Source organism: Salarchaeum japonicum (assembly GCF_049705945.1).
GTDB lineage: Archaea > Halobacteriota > Halobacteria > Halobacteriales > Halobacteriaceae > Salarchaeum > Salarchaeum japonicum_A.
This window is the reverse complement of record NZ_JBNAMV010000004.1, coordinates 431,391-454,424: the sequence shown is the minus strand read 5'-3', so window position 1 is coordinate 454,424 and position 23,034 is coordinate 431,391. Positions and strand designations below refer to the sequence as shown.

The following is a 23,034-nucleotide window of genomic DNA, read 5'->3' as shown; positions in this document are numbered from 1 at the left end:
AGAGTCTTAGGGCCCGGCAGAGTACGGACGGGTATGACGGACCGGCCGACCGTCCTCGTCGTCGAAGACGAACGGGACCTCGCGGACCTCTATCAGTCGTGGTTATCGGCCGACTACGACGTGCGGGTCGCGAACACGGGCGAAGACGCGCTCGCCGCCATCAACGAAACCGTGGACGTGGCGCTCGTCGACCGTCGCCTCCCCGAGATGGACGGGGACGAACTCCTCGCCGCGCTCCAGGACAGCAATCCGAGCCTGCGGGTCGCGCTCGTCTCCGGGATGGAACCGGACTTCGACATCATCGACCTCGGGTTCGACGCGTACGTCGTCAAACCCGTCTCCCGGACGGAACTCCACAACGTGGTCTGTCGGCTGCTCGCTCGCGCCGTGTACAGCGACGAGATTCGAGAGTTCTTCGCGCTCGCGTCGAAGCGCGCCGCGCTCGAAGCCGAGAAGACCGAGGCGGAACTCGAGAACAGCGACGCCTACCACGACCTCGTCGACCGAATCCGAGCGCGGCGCGCCGAACTCGACGACTTGCTCTCCCAGCTCACGACCGACGACTTCGCCGCGGTCTTCCGCGAGCTCAGTGACGAAGTCCGGACGTAATCCGCCAACGAGTATTTACCGGTCAGTTCCGTTATCTCGAACCGTATGGACGGGAGCGTGCGCGTTCGCTACATCGGCTCGGGCGGTGGTGTTCGGGAGCGCGCCGACCGCGCCGCGTCCCACCGCGACACCCTCTCCGTCAGCGTCGCGGACACCGAGTCAGCCCTCCTCGACGCGCTCTCGGAGGAACGCGTGGATTGCGTAGTGAGCGAACACGACCCCGACGCGCTCGACGGCATCGAGTTGCTCTCCCGGGTGCGGGACGCCGACCCCGCGGTGCCGTTCGTGCTGTTCACCGCGAACGGGAGCGAGACGGTGGCGAGCGCCGCGGTCGACGCGGGCGTGACGAACTACGTTCCGCGGTCGGGCGACGCGGCGTACGCCGACCTCGCGGACGCCTGTCAGTCCGCGGCCGACCAGTACCTCGCGGAGCGGGACGTGGCGATGCTGAACGACCTCGCGCGGAACGTCTACGAGCGCATCACGGACGCTTTCTTCGCGGTGGACCGCGACTGGAACTTCACGTACGTGAACGCGGAGGCCGAGGCGTTACTGGACGTGCGTGCGGAGGACGTCATCGGGGAGAACCTCTGGGACGCGTTCGAGGAAGCGGTCGGGTCGTCGTTCTACACGGAGTACCACCGCGCGCTCGCGACGCAGGAGGCGGTGACGTTCACCGAGTACTACGAACCGCTCGACGAACACTTCCAGGTGCGGGCGTTCCCGTCCGAGGACGGACTGTCCGTGCACTTCCACGCCATCGACCCCGAGACGGAGTCCGCGGAGGGCTCACACCTCCTCGAACTCACGAACGTCCTCTCCTACGACCTCGTCGACTCCATCGAGCGCGCACAGACTTCCCTGAACGACGTGCGGGAGGGCGACCGGGAGGCGATAGACGACGTGGCGGCGGCGCTCGACCGGATGGACGACCTCGTGAACCACTCCATCACGCTCGCCGCGAACCCGGACTAGAGTTCGAAGTCGAGCGGATAGTCAGTGAAGTTCTCGTAGCCGTCCTCGGTGACGACCACGATGTCTTCGAGACGGACGCCTCCGATTTCGGGGTCGTAGAGGCCGGGTTCGATGGTGACGATGTGGCCCGGTTCGAGTTCGTCGGTCGCGTTCGTCGAGACCGAGGGGGCTTCGTGCACGTCGAGGCCGACGCCGTGGCCGGTGCTGTGGATGTAGCCCGTTTCGGTGCTCGGGTCGCTCCGGAGCGTGGGGTAGCCGGCGTCCTCGTACACGTCACAGACCGCGTCGTGCACCTCTTCGCCGGTCGCGCCGGGTTCGAGCGCGTCGAACGCCGCGTCCAGCGCTTCCCGCGTCACGTCGTAGAACTCCTGCGCTTCGCTGCTCGCGTCGCCCTTGACGAACGTCCGCGTCATGTCCGCGTGGTACTTCGTCTCCTTGTCCCGCGGGAAGATGTCGATGATGATGGTCTCGTCCGCGTGCAGCGGCCCGCTCCCGCGGTCGTGCGGAATCGACGCGGACTCGCCGCACGCGACGATGGTCTCGTCGAGCGAACAGCCGTGTCGGAGCAGCGTCACCTCGATTTCCTCCTTCACGCGCTCGGACGTGAGCGGTTCGCCCTCGTAGTGGAGGACGCCGTCACGGACCGCCGCGGCCTCGATGAGCGTCTGCGCCGCCCGCATCGCCGCCTCGTTCGCCTCCTGCGCGGCCTTCACGTGCTCGACCTCCTCGCTCGTCTTCGTCGCGCGAATCGTCCCGACGGTATCGTCGTCGTCCACCTCGACGGACACGCCGTGCTCGCGGAGGCCGTCCGCGGTGGCGAGCGGGAAGCGCTCGTTCGCCAGCACGGACTCGACGCCGAACTCGTCGAGGAACTCCGCGTACAGGAGGTCGCGCGCCGTCGACGTGTCGTTGTTCGCGCGCTTCTCCTGGTAGTCGTAGTCCGCGTACCGCCGGACGGTGTCCGCGCGCGACTCCCGCTTCGCCCGCGTGAACTCCAGTCCGGAGACGAGGAGCACGGTCTCGTCGGGCGTGTAGAGCGTGAGGAAGGGGTCGCTCGCGTCGAACCCCGAGAGGTAGAGCTGGTCGGAGGTCGAGGCGTCCGCGTCGAGCAGGTAGCCGTCCGCGCCCGCCGAATCGAGGGCGTCGTCGAGCGCGCCGAAATCGGGTTCCATACTCGTGGCGTCCGCTGGCGCGAGTAAAACCCTACCGCCTCCGGAACGCCTACGTGCGGTCCGGGCGACTCCCCGGCATGGACGTCACGGTCACGAACTCACGAGTGCACGGGGACGCGGACACGCCGCCGTCGAAGAGCTACACGCACCGCGCGATTCTCGCCGCCGGATACAGCGACGGCGCGCGCGTCCGAAATCCCCTAGACAGCGCGGACACGAAGGCGACGATGGGCGCGGTCGACGCGTTCGGCGGCAGCATCGCGGAGGTTGCGGACACGCTCGAAGTCGACGGGTTCGACGGCCGTCCCGACGTGCCGCCGGACGTGTTGGACTGCGCGAACAGCGGGACGACGATGCGCCTCGTCACCGCCGCCGCGGCGCTCGCCGACGGAATCACCGTTCTCACCGGGGATTCCTCGCTCCGGTCGCGCCCCCAGGGCCCGCTGCTGGACGCGCTCGAATCGCTCGGCGCTCGCGCGGAGAGCACGCGCGGGAACGGCCAGGCGCCGCTCGTCGTCGAGGGACCGATTGAGGGCGGGCGCGTTGAGGTGCCCGGCGACGTGTCGAGTCAGTTCATCACCGCGCTCCTGATGGCGGGCGCGGTCACCGAGGACGGCGTCGAAATCGACCTCACGACCGAACTCAAGTCCGCGCCGTACGTCGACCTCACGCTCGACGTGCTCGCGGACTTCGACATCGAGGCCGTCCGGACCGAGGACGGCTACCGCGTCCCCGGCGGCCAGACCTACCGCGCCGACGAGTACCGCGTCCCCGGCGACTTCTCCTCCGCGTCCTACCTCGTCGGCGCGGGCGCGCTCGCCGGCGACGACGCCGTCACCGTCCACAACGTCTATCCGAGCGAACAGGGCGACAGCGCCATCCTCGACATCGTCGACCGGATGGGCGCGCGCGTGGACTGGAACCGCGACGACGGTACCGTCGACGTCGAACGCGCGCCGCTCTCCGGCATCGACGTGGACGTGGGCGACACGCCCGATTTGCTCCCCACTATCGCGGCGCTCGGCGCGGCCGCTGACGGGACCACGCGAATCACGAACTGCGAGCACGTCCGGTTCAAGGAGACGGACCGCGTGGACGCGATGACGACCGAACTCGCGGCGCTCGGCGCGACCGTCGAGGAGGAACGCGACACGCTCACCGTGCACGGCGGCGACAGCGACCTCACGGGCACGACGCTCTCCGGGCACGGCGACCACCGCATCGTGATGGCGCTCGCGCTCGCCGGCCTCGTCGCCGACGGCGACACCACCATCACCGGCGCGCACCACGTCGACGTCTCCTTCCCCGGGTTCTTCGACACGCTCTACGACCTCGGCGCGAGCGTCGCGCTCGACTGAATCCCCCACGCTTCTTACCGCGCGGGTTCTCCCACCGGTATGCTCCGCTCCAGCCTCGCCGACACGCTCGCCGGCGACGAACTCGAACCCGGGTTCGTCCGGCCCGCGTACGACGACTACTGCTTCGCGCACGTCCCCGGCACCGCCGCCGGCGTCCTCGGGGAAGACGTCGGCCCACAACTCCCCGCAGACGTGTTCCAGCACGTCGACACGGACGCGTCAACCGTGGTCGTCCTGCTCGTGGACGCGCTCGGGTTCGAGCACGCCAGCCGACTCGCGGACTCGAACACTCTCATGGGCGGGTTCGTCGAGCACGGCGCGGTGACGCCGCTCACCTCGACGTATCCGTCCGAGACGGCGGCGTGCGTCACCACGATGCAGACCGCGCGCTATCCCGTGGAGCACGGGCTTCTCGGGTGGAACGCGTACGACCCCGACGCGGACGCGGTGTACGACTCGCTCCCCCTGCTCGCGAAGGACGGCGGCGACCTCTCGGTCGACGCGCGCGGACGCTTCGACGGCGATACGGTCTTCGACCGGCTGGACGCGGCGGGCGTGGACTGCCACACGGTTCAGGAGCACGAGACGCCGACGGACGCGGCGACCGACCACCACTGCGAGACGGTTGGTGAGTTCGCCGCGACGCTCGCCGAGGTCGTGGAGGCCGCCGCGGACGAGGAGCGGTCGTACGTCTACGCGTACTACTCGGGCGTCGACGCGACCGGCCACCACGTCGGACCCGACCATCCCGCGTACGACTTGGAGGCGCACGCGGTGCTGTCCACGGTCGAGCGAGCGCTCGCGGACGTGTCCGCGGACGCGAAGGACGAGACGCTGCTGACGCTCACCGCCGACCACGGCCAGGTCGATACGACCGGGAAGAAGCGGACGCTCGACGCGCTCGACGGCGTGCTGGACGAACTCCAGCGCGACCGCTCGGGGAACCCGCTGGTGCTCGGCGGCCCGCGGAACGTCCACCTGCACGTGGACGGCGACCAATCGGGGGTTCGGGACGCGCTCGACGGCGAGGACGCGCTCGTGTTCACGCGGGAGGAGGCGCTCGACATCGACCTCTGGGGGCCGGGCGACCCCGGGCCGGCGTTCGAGCGGAACTGCGGCGACATTATCGTCGTCCCCCGCGAGGGGATGTTGTGGTACGCCGAGGAGGACCACCAACTCGACCTGGTGGGGATGCACGGCGGTCTCGACGAGCGTGAGATGCTCGTGCCGTTCGCGGCGGCGGGGCTCGCGGACCTCTGCTAACACGGGACTCTCCGGTGGGCGCGTCGGTCGAGTCCCGGGGTTTCGCGGGGCCGACGCGCACGACGGCTACGTCACGCCCAGTCTGGCTTCGCTCTCGTACTTGAACGGTCGGTTGCGTGGAGTACAAACCCTAAATGCGCCCGCGATAGAGAGGATGGTATGAACGGAAATCGGTTCGGGCGGCTGTTCCAGGTGACGACGTACGGGGAGAGCCACGGCCCCGGAATGGGCGTCACAGTCTCCGGCTGTCCCGCGGGTCTCGAACTCTCCGAGGAGGACGTGCAGCGCGAACTCGACCGCCGTAAGCCCGGGCAATCGATGATAACAACCTCGCGCGGGGAGCCGGACGAGGTGTCGATTCAATCCGGCCTCCAGGACGGCTACACGACGGGGACGCCGATCGGGATGACCATCGAGAACAAGGACGCGCGCTCGGGGAAGTACGAGCCGTTCATCACCGCGCCCCGGCCGAGCCACGGCGACTTCACGTACTCCGCGAAGTTCGGGACGCGGAACTGGGGCGGCGGCGGTCGGTCGTCCGCGCGCGAGACCGTGAACTGGGTGGCCGCGGGCGCGATTGCGGACAAAATCCTCGAATCCGAGGGCGTCCAGGTGAAGGCGCACGTGAACCAGATCGGGGACATCGAGGCGCCCGAGGTGTCCTTCGAGGAGATGCTCGAACACACCGAGGAGAACGACGTGCGGTGTGCGCACCCCGAGACCGCCGAGCGGATGCAGGAGCGCATCGAGGAGTACCAGGAGGCGGGCGACTCCATCGGCGGCTCAATCTACTTCGAGATGCAGGGCGTGCCGCGCGGACTGGGCGCGCCCCGGTTCGACTCGGTGAGCGCACGGCTCGGACAGGCGCTGATGGCCGTGCCCGCGGCGACGGCGTTCGAGTTCGGCCTCGGCCGGGACGCCCGCGAGTACACCGGATCCGAGCGCAACGACGAGTGGGAGTTCGAGAACGAGGCGCACAGCGCCTCGAATACCGCGAGCGGCGACGAGCCGCGAGGAGACCCCGTGCCCGCGGAGAACGACCACGGCGGCATTCAGGGCGGTATCACGACGGGAGAGCCGGTGTACGGCGAACTGACGCTGCACGCGCCCACGTCGATTCCGAAACCCCAGCAGACCGTGGACTGGGAGACGGGCGAGGAGAAGACGGAGCAGGTCATCGGCCGCCACGACCCCGTCCTTCCGCCGCGCGGCGTGCCGGTCGTGGAGTCGATGCTCTCGCTCACGCTCGTGGACTTCATGCTGCTCGCGGGCCGAATCAACCCTGACCGGCTCGACGGCCGGCCGGGCGAGTACGACACGGACTACCACCCGAGCAGTCCGCGCAACGAGTAGTCACGCGCGCCACGCGGCGAACGCGTCCCCGCCGAACCGGAACACGCGCTCGCCGGTGTCTCCGCGGACGGCGTCGTCGACGACGCCGTCCGTCGTTTCGAGTCGGACCTTTTGAATCCCGTCCTCGAAGAACGGGAGGGTGTTCCTGAGGCCGCGGTTCCGCGGCCGCATCACTTGCTCGGGGAGGAGGCGGGCGTCCGCCTCGTCGGTTCGCTGTACGACGAGCGTGGCGCGGTCGCCGCCGTCGTCGGGCGTGCTCGCCCGGACGAGCCGGTACTCGCGCTCGACCGACACGTCATCGGTCGGCGTCACCGAAACCTGGGGCGCGTCAAAGTCGAAGAGCGCGGCGTGCGTCGGACCGCTCTCGCTCGACATGTTCACGTGGAACGCGTACCGGCCGCCGCCGAGGTGACCGAGCGCGATGGCGTCCTCGCAGTCGACGCTCGGGCCGTCGAACGCGTGGAGCGTCCACGTGTGCGTGTCGCCGGGCGGGAGCGGCGTCAGCGGAACGGGAATCCCCCACGGCGCGATGCGGTACCACTCGCCGCCGACCTGCTTGTACAGCGTCCAGTCGTAGAAATTCCCGGTCAGCGGTTCGGTCAGGTAGTTGTGGAGCGTGAACGACACCTCGGCGGGCGCGTCGACCTGTTCCGCGCTCGGTTGGAGGAACACGGGTGCCTCCGGCGTGGCGTCGTGATACCACGCTGGCGTTTGGTCCTCGAACGAGGGCGGGGACGCGCCAGCGAACGTCGAGCGCTCCGTCGGCCCGGGACGACTGGACTGCCAGACGGAGAGCGTCAGCGGGTCGTCCGCGTGCCCGAACGCGTAGCGGCCGGTCGGAATCGGTCCCGGTTCGCGCGGGACGACCGCGTACTCGCCGACGAGCGTCTCACCGGCGGCGAGTTCGACCGACGTTGGCTGCCAGCGGTCCGGTCGCCCGTCGAGATACCAGCCGCTGTCCGTGCGAGCGACCGCGCCCGTCGTTCCCGCGAACTCGTGGTCGTCCGTCGGAACGAGATAGAGCGGGTCGTCGTAGTCCCGGTTGGGGAACCCGTGCGGCGTCGGGCCGAACGGCGGAACATCGTGCAGGCGAAGCGCGGTGTCGTACTCGCTCTCGTTCGTAAGCGTCGCCGTCACCCGCGCCGGATGTTCGGGGGTCGCGGTTGCGGACAGCCACGCCCGCACCATGAGTCCGCTCGGGAGTCGTCGCCGTCCGTTGAGCAGGCTCATCGTTCGGTCCCGCGTCTCGAACACCGCCGTCGTCGCGTCCCCGAGACCCGTTTCCGGCGGCGTCGGCTCGCCGCTCGTCGTCCGATACGTCGTTCCCGTCGACTCGTCCGGTGTCGTCGTTCCGTCCGCCGCGTCCGAGCTCGCGTTACAGCCCGCGAGCGCGACCACACTTCCCGCGGCGAGCGACGACAGGAGGGCACGTCGCTTCATACCACGTCCATTATCGACCAAGGATAAGCGTCTTCGGCAGACTCAAGCCCGCGTTTCAGTCTGGGGCGATGCACCTAACCCGCTCGCCGCCCACGCTTCCCGTGATGGACGCCCGGCAGGAAACCCAGCAGAACCCGTACGGGATGGACGAGAACTGCACGAACTGCGCGCGCGCCGACGAACGTGCCCGCGTCGTGCACGGCTACGGCGACGCGAGCGCCGACTTCGTCTTCGTCGGGCACACCCCCAGCGAGGCCGCCGAAACAGCCGGCGTCCCCTTCGTCGGCGACGAGGCCGGCGAGCGCTTCCAGGACATCCTCGGAAACCTCGGCCTCAACAACAGCCTCCCCACCAGCACCAGCCCCGAACTCGACAACGCCTACCTCTGCTATCTCGCGCGCTGTCGCCACCCCGACCACGCCCCGACCGACGACGAACTCCGCGCCTGCGAACCATACCTCACCGCCGACATCCGCATGATAAACCCCGAAATCATCGTTCCCGTCGGCGAACGCGCCCTCGACGAAATCGCGCGCGAATACACCACCACACCAGCCGGCGAACTCAGCGTCGACGACCACCACGCCACCAGCGTCCGCGGCCGCGGCTTCGAACTCGTTCCCATGAAACACCCCGGCAGGATGACCGACCACGACAAAGAACAGTTCATCACGTCCTTCCTCGACCTCATGCAGACCGACTACCGCCAAACAAAGGGCCGACGCGGCCGATAATCGCTCGACCAAACTGTGCGGTCGCGGTTTCCGGAACTCACCGCGCGGCTTCGCCGCGCGGGCCGAGCGCCGACTACCGCGGCGCGAAGCGCCGCGACTGGAGGCGCGACGGCTTTTTATCGCCAGAACGCACCGCGTTCTGGCTGCATAGCGAGACGCAACGCGTCTCGCGACTGATGGAGGTTTTTGCCAGCGAGCGCGGTAAAAACGTCCAGCGGTGAGGCTGGGATTCGAACAGCGTCAGACTCACTACGTTCGCCTGACTGGCTCGAATCCAGCGTTCTCGGTTTCCTCCGGATTCGCGCAGCCGAGACTGCGCGAATCGAAGTCGGGAAAACGCGGTGAGGCTGGGATTCGAACCCAGGAGGCTTGCGCCACCGGTTTTCAAGACCGGCGCAATAGGCCGCTCTGCCACCTCACCCAGATGGTTCCGCAACACCCCGACGCCGTACCGGGATTTCGCGCCTTCACGACACGAAACCAATGACGACGATTCAGACCATCGCTCCTCGATTGAACCGGCCTGCAACCATCGAAACCCAGCGTATCACGGGGTGTACCTATGTCTAAGCCCGAAAAAGTTGAAGGCATCGTTCTTATTCCCGGCCCAACCCAGGCCTACCTTAACGACCGCCAACAAATCGCGTACAACGGCCACCGCGAAACACTCGTCAAATGGCTCGCACGGATGGGGAAGGACCCTGAGAAGCTCGACGGCTACGCACACCACACCGCGAAAAACTACGCGAGCATCCTCGACAAGTTCTACCGATGGGCGTGGGAGCATCGACCCGGCTACACAACTGACCTTGATCACGACGACGCCGATGAGTACCTCCGGGAACTCGTCTTGGCCGACGACGAGTATTCGTCCTCCCACTTGCATAACGTCAAGCTGGCGCTGAAAGCGTACTTCCGCTTCCGCGACGACTGTGACGAGTGGGAGTGCGATCTCTCGATTCGCTCGTCGTCTGGCGTGTCTCAGCCGAAGGATTATCTCTCCATGGAGGAACGGAAATCGCTCCGTGAGGCCGTACTGGAGTATGGGACTGTTCCCGCGTACGCGTCGCTTGAACCGGAGGAACGTGCGGAGTGGAAGCTGTTTCTCGGACGCCGGTTCGGGAAGCCGGTGGATGAAGTCTCGCCGGACGATTGGAAGCGTGCGAACGGGTTCAAGTACCCGAGTATCGTCCACGCGTCTCTCGATGCCGGGCTTCGACCCATAGAGGTCGGGCGCGCTCGCACGTACTGGGTGGACGTGGACAACGCCGCCCTCCGTATTCCTGAGGAGGATTCGTCGAAGAACGAGGAGAACTGGACGGTAAGTCTTCGTCGGGAGACTGCTGAGTATCTCGCTCGGTGGCTTGAGGAACGCGAGATGTACGAGAAGTACGACGACACCGACCGATTGTGGCTCACTCGGCACGGGAATCCGTATGGGGCGTCGTCACTCCGGTACATGCTTGATAGCGTTTGCGAGATTGCCGGCATTGACCGGGATATTTCGTGGTACGCGATTCGTCACTCCACGGGGACGTACATGTCTCGTGAGGAGGGTCTTGCCGCCGCGCAGTCACAGCTCCGGCATAAGCGGGCGAAGACGACGATGAAGTACGATCAGGCTCCGGTTGAAGATCGACGTGACGCTCTTGACAGGATGGGCTGAAACTACCGGGAAAATATACTATGGGGTCGTTTCGTATGTTACGTCACATTTTCCGGGTTGCGACGTGATTCCGGAGTTCGTTGTCAGTCGTCTCTCCCGTGATTGACCGACTGACTGAGAACGAGTGCCGTTTCGTCCGTCGTCCCTTTGCGAGGTCACTCGTATCCGGAGAGAGGCCGGGCTGTCGTGGCTGGATTTCGTTGGCACGGTCAACGAGTTGTGCCTCAAAGTAGCCACCTTTGTCGGTGAGTTGCACCTCCAAAGTGTCTCCGACCTTGGTGCTGGCAGGAACGTGGATGTTCTTCCCGCGCTGTTGTTCCTGCGCGATGGCGTTTCCGCTGTTGCTGATTCGGTCAACCGTGACCGTCATTGGCGATGGGCCTGCCATCAACTAACAAGATACACATGTATGACATAACTCTTGTTCACGAAGTTATATATAGGGAGTTAAATATGTTAAGGGGGTCCGAATACGCCACCGCTGTCTCTCGATGATACTGTTGAGCGGTTCACTTTTTCGGGCGAGGCTTTCTCCGGCTTGGGTTAATGCTTAAAGAGTTATCTTAACGATTCTAAGTCTTTAGTTAGAAATTTGATAAGTATTATATGCGGGTAGCTCGTATTGTGTGTATGAGCGAATCAGTCACTCTGGAGGCTCTCTGAACGATGAGTAGCAAAAACGACCCCAATAGCGCGAACGGCTTTCGCATCCCGGTGGTTCCTGAAGAAGAAGCATTCGACCCCATAGACCTCGTCTATGACGAGAGTCTCTACTTCGAGATAGATCGTTCAGGCACGTTCGAGGAAGACACCCCATTTGGAACGGAACGGTTCTATATCGAACCACGGCATCTTGACGGCCTAATTAGCAGTTTCAAGAAGGCGACAACCCTGTATGAAAACGCTACGGAGGATTCCTCCATAGAGGGGGATTGGTTAGAGCCGATCTCGCCAGTCGGTGATGAAGTAACGTATGCTCTCTCCGGCGTTGGCGATTACGGATTCCAGATTGACCGCTACGACCACGAGGAGTGGGCGCATTCAATCACCATCAACTGGTATTTCCCTGACGAAATCACCGCCGCTCTGAAGGCGGCAAAACAGAAGCTGGCGTAAATCAATCCGCCTCTACTTAGATCGGGCTGACGCCGTCCTGTCTGGCGATTCAACACCGTTTTAATTGTCGGCGTGACAGATATGATGAACTCTACGTGAGCCTGTCTACGACTACTTCTAAGTTAACTCTCGATACTGTCCGAGATCGCCTCGATGCAACGTTCCACGAAGCGTTCGAGCAGGACGCGAACACACTCATAGAGGCGCTTCCTGCAATGGGGAAAAGCTACGGCGTTGTCAACTGGGCTGACGATACAGGCCGTCTGCTAACTGTATTCACCGCTCGAAGCGAACTCTACGGCCAGTACGAGGAGTGGTGTGCTGATCGTGACCTCACCTACCGCACCCTTCCGGCCTTCCATCGAGAGTGCGCGACGATTGATCACGAACGGGAGTCTCCGCCAGCGGACAACTCCATAGAGCGAACAGTACGCGAAGTCTATGGGTCGGGTATCTCCGGCGCACAACTTCATCAGAACGCCGAACGCTACTTCGAGGAGCGACTACCCTGCCAGCACGATGGACGCTGTCCGTACATGGAAAGCCGAGATTTCGACCCCGAGAACTATGACGTACTGATCGGTCACTACCTTCAGGCCTACAATCGCGACTATCTCGAAGATCGCTACGTCGCCTTCGACGAGTTTCCCGGCGATGCGTACTTCTTCACGCCGGCACACAACGAAGCGACAAGAGCGATCAGAAACTACCTCAACGCTGAGGAGACGCTCCCCTTCGAAAACTGGAGAGATCTGATTCGACGACGCCACAACGACGAATATGAGGACGCTGTCCGTGAGTGGAAAGACGACCTCGGGTTCTATTTTCACCGCGACACCCGAGTTCAGTTACAGCGGAAGCCAGGATTTCACGCGCACGCTCCGCTCCTTACTCATGCGGCGCTTGAGTTCGAGCTACTGGACAACGAATGGGAGTATGCAACGCTCGGGTCGGGGCGGAAGGCTGTTCGGAGTCCCGAGGACGAGTGGACGGTACTCATCCCACCGCCACTCTATGCGGCTGAAAGTGTTGTTGGCCTTGATGGGACGCCGACGCTATCGAAGTGGCGTCTCGTGCTTGGTAATACCTGGGTATCCCACGAGCCGGTGTTGAAGTCTGATCGAGAGCGGCGAGAATACCTTCGGGAAGTTCTCGGCCTTGAACTCATCCAGACTGATGCCGGGACGAAGCCCTACCAGAGTGGGAACAGCGTCAACGTCAGCTCGGACGGCGCACTCTTGGAGAACGTCCATGAACGAGAGGGAAGCAAGCCGTCGGTGATTACGTCGAAACAAGCGAAAGCGCAGTACGAATCAACCGACGTGGACGAACACATAGAGGTCGCGGAACACTACGGCAATTTGAAGGGGAGCAATGAGTTCGAGAAAACTCGGCTTGGGGTGGTGATCGGGAGTCCACATCCGCCGGAGGGTGAAGCAGTTCAACGGTGGGGTGCTTTGGACGGCAAGTCTGTTGAACGGGAAACCGACGAAGATGGACGAGTCCTGAAGGGGGATAGTCTCAGATTCACGCCACCTGGGAACGCACTCTTTCGGGACGTTGTTGAGTATGAAGTGCTTCAAGCGGTGATGCGATTCGGTCGAACCGAGAGTGATGGCGAGCATGGAGCGAGAGTGTACGTTCATACGTCTCGCCTTCCGCGATGGGTTGAGGCCGATGAGCGGGTGGCTGTGGCGACGTGGTCGGACGGGATGCAGGAGGTCGTGGAAGCGCTACGTAGCTCGGAGAAGTGGCCGGATGGTGAGTGGACGAACGGTGAGATCGCGGAGCGAGTGTCTGTCGGCAAGCGGCAGGTTGGTGAGCTGATGAAGGAGTTAGACGAGGAGGAATACATTACGCATCGGCGCGGTGGACGCGGGAACGCGTACCATTGGTCGAACGTTCGGTTGGAGGACTTCTCTGCGTTCGGACGCATAGAGTAGGCCGGTTTTCGAACTCTGACGTACACTACCCTATACGTTCGACTTCGGAAAAACCGGGCCGCACACTCGCAAACGCGGATGCGGTGGAGACGCCCTCAAACGCCGGTATTCTGTGAAAAGGTCTATATAAACTCTTTGCCTGGATTGCGTGATATACCGCTTCTTGCCCTATCTCTGAGGGGGTATATTAACCCTTTACCATTAATATGCGTGAAGGGAGTGCGGCGACGGAGGAGGGTTGATGCATATACACAATAGATATACACCATATGCAGTAAGTAGTGTCGCAACTCTCCGCTGTTCCGGAGTGATTAGACGCATAGAGCGGGAGTGAGAACAAATTACAGTTCAATTCAGTCCAAGTCAACTCCCACCGATTCGCTTGACGGCTTTCGTTCCGTCTTTGACTTTTCTCCGTCTGATCTATGCGTTTGAACCCTGTTTTTGAACACTTTACCCTAAACGTTCCTGCCGAATATTCGGCCTTTACACTCTGATTATACACTTTCTAATTTTCCTATTCTGTGCTTGATTTGTGAAAAGGCTCTATGCGTTGAATCACGCTGTTCTCCCTCCCGTTGGTATCCTTCTCTGGATACCAGCGGAGATTTTTTGCGTCCAATCATCGGACTTCACCGCAGAGGATATACCAACAGAGAGATACCCACAGGGTATGCCCATCTCGCTTGGCGACCTCGAATCTCACCTATTCAAATGCGCCGATATAATCCGCGACGCCGTTGACCCAACCGACTACAAGGAATACATTCTCCCACTCGTCTACTACAAGTCAATCTCCGACGAGTTCGAGAAACAGTACGCCGAAAACGAAGAAGAATACGGCGAGGAGTTCGCCCGCCGCGAGAACCTCTACGACATTCCCATCGTCCCTGAAGGCTATCTATGGGACGACCTCCGCGCAGTCAGCGACAACGTTGACCAAGCCCTGAACGAAGCGTTCGACGCGCTCGTTGAGGAGAACCCCGAACTACAGGGCGTCTTCCGCGCCGACTACATTGACGCCGACGCCCTCGATGATGACCGACTCGGACGACTGGTTGAACATCTCGATACCTACGACCTTGACCGGGACAGCGTCCCTCCAGACATGCTCGGTGAGGCGTATATGGACTTGGTGCGCCACTTTGCAAGCGAAGAAGGGAAAGATGGTGGCCAATTCTTCACGCCCCCAAATATTGTCAATCTCTGTGTCCGACTCGTCGATGATTTTGAGGACGGGATGACGTTTCACGATCCCACAGCTGGTTCAGGTGGAATGCTCATTGAGGCCGCGCGGTACTACCGCGAGGAACAAGGCGGCGACCCCTCGAAGCTGACGTTCACTGGACAGGAACTGTACCCCAACGTCGCGGCAATCGCCAAGATGAACCTCTCCATCCACGGCCTTGATGGCGAGATAGAGCGCGAGGATTCCCTCTCCAACCCCGCGTTCACGAACGACGAGGAGAACGAACTCACGCGCTTCGACCGCGTTCTCGCTAACTTCCCATTCTCGGCTGATTGGGCGAAGGACGACCTTCAAGACGACCCATATGGGCGGTTCGACTGGCACGAGAAACTCCCGCGTGCCGACCGCGGCGACTACGCCTTCATCATGCACATGGCGAAACAGCTCAAGCGTCCCGACCCGGACGGTTCTGGCGGGAAGGCCGCTATCGTCATCCCGCACGGCGTGCTGTTCCGCAAGCACGAAGCGCGGTATCGGAAGCCGATGCTGGAGAACGATATGGTGGAGGCTATCGTCGGGCTTCCCGAGAACCTGTTCCAGAACAACTCGATTCCCTCTGCGGTCCTCGTGTTGAACACGGACAAGCCCGCCGAGCGCGAGGGTAAAGTCCAGTTCATCCACGCCGCTGACGAAGCGTTCTACGAGGAACTCTCGAACCAGAACGAACTCACCGTGGATGGCCTCAATCACATCATCGAGAACTTCCAGGGATGGACGACTGAGGAGCGCGTGAGTCGAACGGTGTCGCTCAATGAGATTCGAGAGAACGACTACAACCTGAATATCGCGCTGTACGTCGATACGACCGAACCCGAGGAGGACATTGACGTGCAGGAAGAATTAGCGAAGTTACGCGAGTTACAGTCTGAACGCGACGAGATAGAGCGAACGATGAATGAGCAGATGGAGGCATTAAAGTATGAGTGAGGACGTGACACTCGATGAGTTCGCAGATTCTGAATCAACAGACAGCGGCGAATTTGTTGAAACTGCGGCAGGCAGAATCCCCCATCACTGGAGAACCACAAATGTGGATGCGCTATGTGAACTCCGCAACGGGAAAGCAACGAATCACGCCGATATTGGTGAGAGGGATTTTCTTGTATATGGCTCGAATGGCCCTATCGGTTCTCATTCCGAATCAAATTTTGAACAGGGGTTAATATTCGGTCGTGTTGGTGCAGTTGGGGAGGTTGAGCGCGTCCACGAGCCGGTATGGGTGTCAGATAATGCGATTCAGGCGAGTGTGAATGATAAGTGTAACACGGACTTTCTGTATTATTACCTCTCGAATAAGGATCTGAGTTCTCTCGCGACGAAAACAGCGCAACCCCTTTTGAATCAATCTACAATTGGCAATGTAACTGTCCCCTTGCCACCACTCTCGGAACAGCGCAAGATCGCCACCGTTCTCTATACTGTTGACCAAGCGATTGAGAAGACAGAGAAGCTTATTGAGCAAAAGGAGAGACTCAGAGATGCTGTTGCTCAAGAGTCGCTGGTTCTTGAAACGAATAGCTATACACGTCCGACAGAGTGGGGTAGAATACCTGACTCGTGGGAGGAAAAAACACTGGAAGAAGTATGCCAGCTAATTACCGACGGCACACATATGCCTCCTGAGCGGACTAAGACCGGTATTCCATTAATCGGTGTTGATGAGATTGATGGCATCCGCTTGGATTTCTCTGGTGAGTTGAGTTATATTTCCAAGGGGGACTATGAAGAAATGTCTGATAGTAACAAACCCGATGAACAAGATGTACTTGTTGCTGTAGTGGGAGCGACAATCGGTAAGAGTGCTATCGTCGCTCGAAAGGAACCATTTGCAATTCAGCGGAGCCTTGGTCTACTCCGTACTAACGAGTCTGTTCTTCCGAGATTTCTTCACACCGTTGTCCAATCCCCTAATTTTAAAAGACAGCTCGATACTCGCTCACGAGCAACCGCACAAGCGGGTGTCTATTTAGAGGAATTAAAGCAAGTTCGTATTCCCGTTCCTCCTATAGAAGAACAGGAGAACATCGCCGACCGTGTTGACACAATTACGCACTTAATCAGAAATGAAAATAAGTACTTAAGCAGTCTTGAACGCCTCAAACGCGGTCTAATGCAAGATCTCCTCTCGGGGACAGTCCGAACGACCGACACTAACATAGAGGTTCCCGACGAAATCGCACAGTATGGTTAGTGACCAGGGACTGAGTTACGCGCTCGGGAACCTCTTTGCGGGGCCGAGCCAGTGGAAACGGATGTATGCTACTGGATCTACCGTCGCGTTCGCTCTCAACGTTTTTCTTGCCTATATCGGTGTTCTCCCTGCGCTTCTGTCCGGTTCGGAGTCTGCGCTAACTTCCGCCATTCCTGTTCTTCTCATAGAGTATATCAACGCGATAATGCCGTTAACTGCAGTGGCAATGGATCGACCGGTCAAGGCAGTGTTTACTTGCCTTGTCTACATTGCGGCAGGTCTGTTCTTGTGGACAATGAAGTATGAAACTGCAATGGCGGGTCGATAATGTCAGCACTCCCTTCTGAAAGCGGAGTCGAACGCTCGCTTCTCTCGTGGCTCGACGGCGTCGGATGGGAAACCCATGGACAAGACGGCGATCGTGGTGCGAACGTTCTCGACGAGGCCTACGAACGGAGCAACCGCGAGGTCGTTTACTGGAACCTCCTCGCGGAGCAGGTCGTCGCGTTGAACGAGGACGTGACCGAGGAGAACGTGGAGAAGTTCGTCTCCTCGTTGAAGCGCGACCTTGATGCGGAGAACCTCATGGACGGCAACCGGGCATTCCACCAACTGCTCACCAAGGGCAAGAGCTTCACCGTCCAGCACGACGACGGCACGACCGAGACGGTCTACGTTGACCTGATAGACTACGAGAACCCCGAGAAGAATCGCTTCCACGCGGTGAATCAGTTCTCCGTTTCCCGCGAGACGACCATCCGCCCGGACGTATCTCTGTTCGTCAACGGGATTCCGCTCGTGACGATGGAACTGAAAAGCGTCGCGCAGGATAACGACTGGCACGACGCCGTCAGCGACCTCAAAGACTACGAGGAGGACGTTCCCCGACTGTTCGTCCCCGGACTATTCAACGTAGCCGCCGACACGATGGAACTGCGATACGGCGCTGTTGGCGCGCCGAAGGAGTTCTACGAGCCGTGGAACGACGCCCCCGCGAAGTACGAGGACGACAACGAGATGCGGCAGGCCGTACGGGCGCTCTGCAACCCGCAGACGCTTCTCGATCTGGTGAAACACTTCGTCTTCTACGAACGGCGGGCGGGTGGCGATGCGAAGATCGTCCCACGCTACATGCAGTACTACGCGGTGAATCGCATCCTCGACCGCGTTCAGAGAGGCGAACACAAGCGCGGACTTATCTGGCACACTCAAGGGTCGGGGAAGTCCTTCACGATGCTGTACGCCGCCGAGAACCTGCTGAAGCGTTCCGACGTGGCGAAGAACCCGCAGGTGTTCATCATTGTCGATACGGACAAGCTGAACAGCCAGATGCGCGACCAACTGGCGAACCTCTCTCTGGAACGATGGACGGAAGCGGAGAGCATCAACCACCTGCAAGAACTCATTGAGCGCGGGCAGAGCGAACTCGTACTCACGACTATCCAGAAGTTCGAGGACGTTGACCCCGACGTACAGGGCAACGACGAAGTCGTCGTCATGTCCGACGAAGCACACCGCTTCATGGAGGCCGACTTGGGAAGCCGCCTCGATGCGGCCTTACCCAACTGCTATCACTTCGGCTTCACCGGAACACCCGTTCGAGAGGGAGAACGCGAGAAAGACAAGAACACGTTCCGCGAGTTCTCTCCCGACGGTGAGGACTACCTGCATCGCTACTCCGTGAAGCAAGGAATCGAGGATGGACTGATTCTGCCCGTGTACTTCACGCTCCGGCACGAGATGGAGTGGGAGATTGACGAGGCAGGGTTGGACGAGGAGTTCGAAGAACGCTTCCAGGGGATGACCACGGACGAGAAGCGCGAGTTCATCCGTGATAACGTGAACGCGACGACGCTTGCAGAAATCGAGCCGCGTGTCGATCGCGCTGTCAATGAGATCGACCACCACTACACGGAACACGTCGAACCGAACGGGTGGAAGGGGATGGTCGTCACGCCGAGTCGGCGGTCGGCGGCGATGTACGGGGAACGACTCATTGAGCGACGTGGGGAGGATGCTGTCGAAGTCCTCTACACGGCAACGAAGGACGACCCCGACCTGATCGAGCAGTTCCACACCGACTCAGAGGAGCGTGACAGCATCGTCAAGGCGTTCAAGGAGGACGGCGACCCCGAACTGCTCGTCGTCCACAACATGCTCTTGACGGGCTTCGACGCGCCTATCCTGAAGACGATGTATCTCGACCGGAACCTGAAGAACCACAACCTCATGCAGGCTATCGCCCGGACGAACCGGCCCGCATCAGGCAAGGAGAACGGGGAAATCGTGGACTTCCAGGGCGTGTTCGAGAATATCGACGAAGCGTTGGACTACGATGCGGAGACGAAAGCCTACGCCGCCCGCGACAAGGACGAGCTGTTCGACGATCTCGTTGAGCAAGTCGAGTCCGTGATGGAGATTTTCGACGGCATCGACAAGACCGACACGCAAGAGGCGACCTACGAGGCCGTCAATCGCGTCAGTACGCATCCTGAACGTCGCGAGTTCAAGCAGGGGTTCCGTCGCCTTCAGAATCTCTACGAGGCCGTCGCGCCGGATGGTCGCCTGGTGACGGAGGGCGTTGAGGAGGACTACAAGTGGCTGAGTCGGATTCACGTCGCCTTCAAGCGCGCCACGTCAGGAGAGGACGACCCCGAGGAGGACATGCGGGAGAAGACGCGCGAGATTATCAGCGACAACGTCGAGATTACGGAAATCAAGAAGGACTTCCCCACCTACAAGCTCGGGGAGGAGTACCTCGAAGACGTTGAAGATCTCGACAATCCTGGCGTGAAGGCGTCGCAGATCGCGCACGCCACTCGGCAACATCTCCATCCCCGAGAGAACCAGAATCCACGGTATAAACGGTTGAGCGAGCGCGTAACCGATATAGTCGAACGCTGGCAGAACGACCAGATCAGCGACCCGGATGCTGTGGAGGCCCTGAAGTCGGTTGAGGACGCCGTGGTGAGCGTCGAAGAAGATGCCGAGGAAGAAGGCATGGACGATGCCGAGTTCGCCATCTACACGCACCTCACGGAGGAGACATCCGACGCTGTCGAGTCCGAGGACCAAGCGGAAGAAATCGCTGAGGAGGTTGTCTCACAGTTCCACGACCGCGTTGATCGCGACTATCCCGGCTGGAAGACGAACCAGCAGACCATCTCGGAGATCGAACGCATCTTGCTGGACGTGATGGTCAAGCAGTACGACCTCGGCCACCTGATTCAGGACGACGAGTTCGTGGACGCGCTCCGGAACTACCTCATCCAGAACCATGGCTAAAGCCCAACGCCACCAGATCGACCTGCTGGGGAACGCCATCGAGTACGAGGTACGCCACAGTTCGGACGCTTCGAACCCCCGCATCGACGTGGATATTCACGGTGTCACCGTCGTTCTTCCTGAGTCTCCATCAGTCACTCCGGACGAGCTTCTCCGTGACAATGCGGCGTGGGTAGTGGAAAAGACGAGCGGGTTCGAGAAGTTCCGTGAACAAGTCCCTGAACGGCGGTTCGTGGAGGGCGAGTCATTCCCGTACCTTGGTAGGGAACACGAGGTTGTCGTCGAACAGCGGCCTTCATCAAGCGTTGTGGACGGTACGCTACGGCTTGCGAGACACCACGTCGAGGAAACCTCCATAGAGCGGGCTTTGGAAACGCTGTACCGACGAAATGCCCGGCAACGATTCGAGCGACGAGCTGACTACTTCGCTGAACAGATGGGAGTCGAGTACGAGCAGATTGAGGTTCGGAACCAGCGCACCAAATGGGGGAGTTGTTCTTCGAATGGAACGCTCGGATTGAACTGGCGGCTGATGATGGCTCCACGAGAGATTGTTGACTACGTCGTCGTTCACGAACTCGCCCATCTCCGTGAGCCGAACCACAGCTCGGAGTTCTGGTCACTCGTAGCCGAGCATGACCCCGAGTACGAAGCGCATTCCGAGTGGCTCACCGACAACAGCGCCCGACTGATCTTCTCTGAGGACGACCTCTAACCCACCCTGTCGGCGGTCGGTGAAACACTTCCAGAAGCCGTATATCGGCCGTCAACGCCTCTATGCGGTAGAACACGCTATCTTACTCGCGCCTCGTCGTTCCCGTGACCCCGTCGGACAAAACACGACTCACCTCGTTCGCTCACATCCTTCGTTCGCTTGTTACCCTCTCCATCGACCGACGAGAAGTAGGGAACGTTCGGGCATTCCCTGGTGAAAACGCCTGCCGGTAAGACGCTGACCTTCGACAATAAGCCGGGATGAGTGGTTCTCAGGGGGAACTCGATAGGCCGAGTAAGTACCGGGGATAGTAGTCTGGGTACGGCAGACGAGACTGCCCTCTCCACAGAAACCAAGAGACAATATAATTTAGACAGTTGTCGAATCGTCTTGTCTCCCTACTACTCACTCCCTGGCAACGGTGGGTTAGTCTGGGTACTACCCCCCACCATACACAGTAATACAGTAGTAGTAGTAAGTACAACAGTAGACACTATTCTACTCTACTGTATCGTTAGACGTTCTAACACCCTCTATGAACTAATCCACGAGATTAGACCGTATGAGTTTCCCATTGAACTGTGAACCACACGGTGAACCACAACAGTACTACTACTGTGTATGCCCCCCTCGCCCAAGCCCTCACGAACCCCTCGTCACTTCCCACCTACTCGTACCTCATCAGACGCAACAGCAGAGCCATACAGGAGCTTCGCAACCCTCCAAGTGGGGGAGCATCATCCTCCCACCGAAATCCGCCTAAAAACCGCATCACACAAGAATCAGAGAAACGCGCCAGACGCGCCCGAGGGGATACGACAATTGTCTAAACACCAGTTAGAACATCACCTCACCCCCGTAGGGCGTGCAGATACGTAAGTCGCTCCGCGAAATTGCAGGGATTTCACTCCGATATTGGGTCGCTGGGACGGCGAAAAACCACAGCGTTCCGAACGCGCTAATTGTGGGCGAATGGAGGATTCCGAAGGTGATCCTGCTTAGCTGAACAGTTCTTCGGTGTCAACCTCCTTAACGCCCGGAGCTGTCTCCGTGGGGTCCTCGTACTCAACGATCTCGAACTCATCAAGCGTTTTCTCGTTTTCCGCGATCACGCGCTCCAACCGTACTGCCAACGTGTCGATCTCGTCGTCCAAACTCATCTGGTATCACTCATTCGAATCCAACCACGGGTAAAGGACTGACGGCTTCGGGTTCTGTCCTCGGGTCTATGGGTTGTTGCCCGATGCTTTTCACGGTAGCCTGACCACGAAGCGACTGTGACACCCTACGAGCCAGAACACATCGAGGTGGCGGTATCCCGCGAGCAGAGCGACAAGCTGGAGGCCGCAGTCGAAGCCAACGACGCAGTCGGGAACGCGAACGACCTCCTTCACCTCCTCATCGCGGAGAAGACAGACACCCTCGAACAACTTTCACCCGACTACGACGTGGCCGGGATTCGCTCCGCGCTTGAACGACAACAGCACCTACTGGAGCGCATCGCGGAGGAGGTTGAAGGTGACGACAGCGACCTCCATGCTGTGAGTCACCGACTGGAGGACGTACAGGATACTCAAGAAGCGATACGCTCGGAACTGGAATCGCACCTGATCTACTGACGAGAGATTACTGGATTTCCTTCTCCCACCCACCGTCTGTCTGCTCCTCAAAGCACTCCGTTTCGAGGATATGCGTCATCGCGGGATGCATGTCGTTGTTCGTTGTGACGACAGAACAGCCCTCGGCACGACTCAGCTCAATGTACTTGCGAAGTGCCGTTCGACCCACTCCTTTCCCCTCCCAATGCATCTGCACTACAAGATGCTCTAACGAGCCGGGGACACCTTCGATAGCACTAGCGTATTCGCCACACACGTAGATATTGTATCCCAATATTCCATCCTCCTCAAGTCTCACCTCCTCCGGTTCTACTTCCTCGATCTCGTCGGCTAAGGTCATTTCTGA

At 60.7% G+C, this 23,034-nt stretch carries 20 protein-coding genes and 1 tRNA gene; 15 read left to right on the top strand and 6 right to left on the bottom strand.

Annotated elements, in window-relative coordinates:
• Positions 1 to 33: 33 nt before the first annotated feature.
• Both ACOZ4O_RS04060 and ACOZ4O_RS04055 read left to right on the top strand, forming a co-directional pair.
• Positions 34 to 609, top strand: coding sequence for a HalX domain-containing protein (locus tag ACOZ4O_RS04060; RefSeq protein WP_424524031.1), 576 nt, complete (start codon positions 34 to 36; stop codon positions 607 to 609).
• 45 nt (positions 610 to 654) lie between these two features.
• Positions 655 to 1,584 carry a PAS domain-containing protein gene (locus tag ACOZ4O_RS04055; protein ID WP_424524030.1) on the top strand — a complete coding sequence of 310 codons (930 nt, stop codon included), beginning with the start codon at positions 655 to 657 and terminating at the stop codon, positions 1,582 to 1,584.
• Here the strand turns inward: ACOZ4O_RS04055 and ACOZ4O_RS04050 are convergent.
• The gene (locus tag ACOZ4O_RS04050; RefSeq protein ID WP_424524029.1) at positions 1,581 to 2,756 is read right to left on the bottom strand and encodes a M24 family metallopeptidase; all 1,176 of its coding nucleotides are present in this window, start codon (positions 2,754 to 2,756) and stop codon (positions 1,581 to 1,583) included. The two genes, ACOZ4O_RS04055 and ACOZ4O_RS04050, sit on opposite strands and share 4 nt — an antisense overlap.
• 77 nt (positions 2,757 to 2,833) lie before the next feature.
• Here ACOZ4O_RS04050 and aroA point away from each other — a divergent pair, with 77 nt between their 5' ends.
• The 3 genes from aroA to aroC all read left to right on the top strand — a co-directional run bounded on the left by aroA (position 2,834) and on the right by aroC (position 6,730).
• Positions 2,834 to 4,114, top strand: a complete 1,281-nt coding sequence (gene aroA, locus ACOZ4O_RS04045) for a 3-phosphoshikimate 1-carboxyvinyltransferase (protein ID WP_424524028.1) — start codon at positions 2,834 to 2,836, stop codon at positions 4,112 to 4,114.
• A 39-nt stretch (positions 4,115 to 4,153) separates the two neighbouring features.
• Positions 4,154 to 5,377 carry an alkaline phosphatase family protein gene (locus tag ACOZ4O_RS04040; protein WP_424524027.1) on the top strand — a complete coding sequence of 408 codons (1,224 nt, stop codon included), beginning with the start codon at positions 4,154 to 4,156 and terminating at the stop codon, positions 5,375 to 5,377.
• A 159-nt stretch (positions 5,378 to 5,536) separates the two neighbouring features.
• Complete coding sequence (gene aroC, locus ACOZ4O_RS04035; RefSeq protein ID WP_424524026.1) at positions 5,537 to 6,730, top strand: chorismate synthase; 1,194 nt, start codon at positions 5,537 to 5,539, stop codon at positions 6,728 to 6,730.
• Here aroC and ACOZ4O_RS04030 read toward each other — a convergent pair whose 3' ends face one another.
• Positions 6,731 to 8,170, bottom strand: a complete 1,440-nt coding sequence (locus tag ACOZ4O_RS04030) for a hypothetical protein (RefSeq protein WP_424524025.1) — start codon at positions 8,168 to 8,170, stop codon at positions 6,731 to 6,733.
• A 104-nt stretch (positions 8,171 to 8,274) separates the two neighbouring features.
• On the opposite strand from ACOZ4O_RS04030, the gene ACOZ4O_RS04025 reads away from it, so the two are divergent.
• A complete protein-coding gene (locus ACOZ4O_RS04025; RefSeq protein ID WP_424524024.1) occupies positions 8,275 to 8,904 on the top strand; it encodes a uracil-DNA glycosylase in 630 nt (209 codons plus the stop codon).
• Between the two features lie 339 nt (positions 8,905 to 9,243).
• Here the strand turns inward: ACOZ4O_RS04025 and ACOZ4O_RS04020 are convergent.
• Positions 9,244 to 9,325, bottom strand: a tRNA-Ser gene (locus ACOZ4O_RS04020).
• Between the two features lie 141 nt (positions 9,326 to 9,466).
• Between ACOZ4O_RS04020 and ACOZ4O_RS04015 the strand changes: the two genes are divergently transcribed.
• Positions 9,467 to 10,570 (top strand): tyrosine-type recombinase/integrase, encoded by a 1,104-nt coding sequence (locus ACOZ4O_RS04015; protein ID WP_424524023.1) that lies wholly within the window; start codon positions 9,467 to 9,469, stop codon positions 10,568 to 10,570.
• Positions 10,571 to 10,613: 43 nt separating this feature from the next.
• Here the strand turns inward: ACOZ4O_RS04015 and ACOZ4O_RS04010 are convergent, their stop codons facing one another.
• Positions 10,614 to 10,958: a hypothetical protein gene (locus ACOZ4O_RS04010; RefSeq protein WP_424524022.1), complete on the bottom strand. Its 345-nt coding sequence runs from the start codon at positions 10,956 to 10,958 to the stop codon at positions 10,614 to 10,616.
• A 278-nt stretch (positions 10,959 to 11,236) separates the two neighbouring features.
• On the opposite strand from ACOZ4O_RS04010, the gene ACOZ4O_RS04005 reads away from it, so the two are divergent.
• From ACOZ4O_RS04005 to ACOZ4O_RS03975, 7 genes are all read left to right on the top strand, one after another.
• Complete coding sequence (locus tag ACOZ4O_RS04005; RefSeq protein WP_424524021.1) at positions 11,237 to 11,686, top strand: hypothetical protein; 450 nt, start codon at positions 11,237 to 11,239, stop codon at positions 11,684 to 11,686.
• Positions 11,687 to 11,781: 95 nt separating this feature from the next.
• Positions 11,782 to 13,629 (top strand): hypothetical protein, encoded by a 1,848-nt coding sequence (locus ACOZ4O_RS04000; RefSeq protein WP_424524020.1) that lies wholly within the window; start codon positions 11,782 to 11,784, stop codon positions 13,627 to 13,629.
• A gap of 673 nt (positions 13,630 to 14,302) precedes the next feature.
• On the top strand, positions 14,303 to 15,805 hold the full coding sequence (locus ACOZ4O_RS03995) for a type I restriction-modification system subunit M (RefSeq protein ID WP_424524019.1): 1,503 nt from the start codon (positions 14,303 to 14,305) through the stop codon (positions 15,803 to 15,805).
• Positions 15,798 to 17,069: a restriction endonuclease subunit S gene (locus tag ACOZ4O_RS03990; RefSeq protein ID WP_424524018.1), complete on the top strand. Its 1,272-nt coding sequence runs from the start codon at positions 15,798 to 15,800 to the stop codon at positions 17,067 to 17,069. Before ACOZ4O_RS03995 ends, ACOZ4O_RS03990 begins: the two co-directional genes overlap by 8 nt.
• Positions 17,062 to 17,397 (top strand): hypothetical protein, encoded by a 336-nt coding sequence (locus ACOZ4O_RS03985; protein WP_424524017.1) that lies wholly within the window; start codon positions 17,062 to 17,064, stop codon positions 17,395 to 17,397. Before ACOZ4O_RS03990 ends, ACOZ4O_RS03985 begins: the two co-directional genes overlap by 8 nt.
• Positions 17,397 to 20,354 (top strand): type I restriction endonuclease subunit R, encoded by a 2,958-nt coding sequence (locus ACOZ4O_RS03980; RefSeq protein WP_424524016.1) that lies wholly within the window; start codon positions 17,397 to 17,399, stop codon positions 20,352 to 20,354. The genes ACOZ4O_RS03985 and ACOZ4O_RS03980 overlap by 1 nt, the downstream gene beginning before the upstream one ends.
• On the top strand, positions 20,347 to 21,069 hold the full coding sequence (locus ACOZ4O_RS03975) for a M48 family metallopeptidase (protein WP_424524015.1): 723 nt from the start codon (positions 20,347 to 20,349) through the stop codon (positions 21,067 to 21,069). Before ACOZ4O_RS03980 ends, ACOZ4O_RS03975 begins: the two co-directional genes overlap by 8 nt.
• Positions 21,070 to 22,067: 998 nt before the next feature.
• Here the strand turns inward: ACOZ4O_RS03975 and ACOZ4O_RS03970 are convergent.
• On the bottom strand, positions 22,068 to 22,229 hold the full coding sequence (locus tag ACOZ4O_RS03970) for a hypothetical protein (RefSeq protein WP_424524014.1): 162 nt from the start codon (positions 22,227 to 22,229) through the stop codon (positions 22,068 to 22,070).
• Positions 22,230 to 22,346: 117 nt separating this feature from the next.
• Between ACOZ4O_RS03970 and ACOZ4O_RS03965 the strand changes: the two genes are divergently transcribed.
• The gene (locus ACOZ4O_RS03965; RefSeq protein ID WP_424524013.1) at positions 22,347 to 22,688 is read left to right on the top strand and encodes a hypothetical protein; all 342 of its coding nucleotides are present in this window, start codon (positions 22,347 to 22,349) and stop codon (positions 22,686 to 22,688) included.
• A 7-nt stretch (positions 22,689 to 22,695) separates the two neighbouring features.
• Here ACOZ4O_RS03965 and ACOZ4O_RS03960 read toward each other — a convergent pair whose 3' ends face one another.
• A complete protein-coding gene (locus ACOZ4O_RS03960) occupies positions 22,696 to 23,028 on the bottom strand; it encodes a GNAT family N-acetyltransferase (protein ID WP_424524012.1) in 333 nt (110 codons plus the stop codon).
• Positions 23,029 to 23,034: the final 6 nt, after the last annotated feature.

What these genes read in the sequence shown, in the direction of transcription:
- ACOZ4O_RS04015 (WP_424524023.1), top strand. Translation starts at nt 9,467, where the DNA reads ATGTCTAAGCCCGAAAAAGTTGAAGGCATCGTTCTTATTCCCGGCCCA.
- ACOZ4O_RS03995 (WP_424524019.1), top strand. Translation starts at nt 14,303, where the DNA reads ATGCCCATCTCGCTTGGCGACCTCGAATCTCACCTATTCAAATGCGCC.
- ACOZ4O_RS03990 (WP_424524018.1), top strand. Translation starts at nt 15,798, where the DNA reads ATGAGTGAGGACGTGACACTCGATGAGTTCGCAGATTCTGAATCAACA.
- ACOZ4O_RS03970 (WP_424524014.1), bottom strand. Translation starts at nt 22,229, where the DNA reads ATGAGTTTGGACGACGAGATCGACACGTTGGCAGTACGGTTGGAGCGC.
- ACOZ4O_RS04030 (WP_424524025.1), bottom strand. Translation starts at nt 8,170, where the DNA reads ATGAAGCGACGTGCCCTCCTGTCGTCGCTCGCCGCGGGAAGTGTGGTC.
- ACOZ4O_RS04025 (WP_424524024.1), top strand. Translation starts at nt 8,275, where the DNA reads ATGGACGCCCGGCAGGAAACCCAGCAGAACCCGTACGGGATGGACGAG.
- ACOZ4O_RS04010 (WP_424524022.1), bottom strand. Translation starts at nt 10,958, where the DNA reads ATGGCAGGCCCATCGCCAATGACGGTCACGGTTGACCGAATCAGCAAC.
- ACOZ4O_RS03960 (WP_424524012.1), bottom strand. Translation starts at nt 23,028, where the DNA reads ATGACCTTAGCCGACGAGATCGAGGAAGTAGAACCGGAGGAGGTGAGA.
- ACOZ4O_RS03975 (WP_424524015.1), top strand. Translation starts at nt 20,347, where the DNA reads ATGGCTAAAGCCCAACGCCACCAGATCGACCTGCTGGGGAACGCCATC.
- aroA (WP_424524028.1), top strand. Translation starts at nt 2,834, where the DNA reads ATGGACGTCACGGTCACGAACTCACGAGTGCACGGGGACGCGGACACG.
- ACOZ4O_RS04050 (WP_424524029.1), bottom strand. Translation starts at nt 2,756, where the DNA reads ATGGAACCCGATTTCGGCGCGCTCGACGACGCCCTCGATTCGGCGGGC.
- ACOZ4O_RS04055 (WP_424524030.1), top strand. Translation starts at nt 655, where the DNA reads ATGGACGGGAGCGTGCGCGTTCGCTACATCGGCTCGGGCGGTGGTGTT.
- ACOZ4O_RS03980 (WP_424524016.1), top strand. Translation starts at nt 17,397, where the DNA reads ATGTCAGCACTCCCTTCTGAAAGCGGAGTCGAACGCTCGCTTCTCTCG.
- aroC (WP_424524026.1), top strand. Translation starts at nt 5,537, where the DNA reads ATGAACGGAAATCGGTTCGGGCGGCTGTTCCAGGTGACGACGTACGGG.
- ACOZ4O_RS04040 (WP_424524027.1), top strand. Translation starts at nt 4,154, where the DNA reads ATGCTCCGCTCCAGCCTCGCCGACACGCTCGCCGGCGACGAACTCGAA.
- ACOZ4O_RS04005 (WP_424524021.1), top strand. Translation starts at nt 11,237, where the DNA reads ATGAGTAGCAAAAACGACCCCAATAGCGCGAACGGCTTTCGCATCCCG.
- ACOZ4O_RS03985 (WP_424524017.1), top strand. Translation starts at nt 17,062, where the DNA reads ATGGTTAGTGACCAGGGACTGAGTTACGCGCTCGGGAACCTCTTTGCG.
- ACOZ4O_RS04060 (WP_424524031.1), top strand. Translation starts at nt 34, where the DNA reads ATGACGGACCGGCCGACCGTCCTCGTCGTCGAAGACGAACGGGACCTC.